General features: G+C 61.8%; 2 pseudogenes. Both read left to right on the top strand.

Features of this window, described 5'->3' with window-relative positions:
- Window positions 1-229: pseudogene (gene sufC, locus B3849_RS02875) on the top strand (Fe-S cluster assembly ATPase SufC); the annotation flags it as partial.
- Window positions 229-429: pseudogene (locus B3849_RS02870) on the top strand (Fe-S cluster assembly protein SufD); the annotation flags it as partial. The pseudogenes sufC and B3849_RS02870, both read left to right, overlap by 1 nt.

Below are 429 nucleotides of genomic sequence, written 5' to 3'. Positions count from 1 at the left end.
CGGTCTGGATGTCGATGCGATGAAACTGGTTGCTGATGGCGTAAACGCGCTGCGCACCGAAGGCCGTGGTTTCCTTGTGATCACCCACTACCAGCGTCTGCTGGACCACATCAAACCCGATGTGGTGCACATCATGGCAGATGGCCGTATCATCAAGACCGGCGGCCCCGAGCTGGCGCTGGAAGTCGAGAACAACGGGTATGCCGACATCCTGTCCGAGGTGGCGTAATGGCCGAAGCAGCGACACAACAAACCCCGACCGAGGCGTTGATCGCCACGTTGGACCTGCCCCAAGGGGGCTGGTCCGATGCGGCGCGCAAGGATGCTTTGTCCCGTCTGCAACAGGCAGGTCTGCCCGAGCGTCGTGACGAATACTGGAAATACACCCGCCCTGATACGCTGACCCAGCCGCAGGCGGTCTCTGCCGCG

Source organism: Sulfitobacter sp. UBA4523, assembly GCF_002388305.1.
Taxonomy (GTDB): domain Bacteria; phylum Pseudomonadota; class Alphaproteobacteria; order Rhodobacterales; family Rhodobacteraceae; genus Sulfitobacter; species Sulfitobacter pontiacus.
Note: the sequence above shows the minus strand (reverse complement) of the source record. Positions and strands in the feature narration are given on the sequence as shown.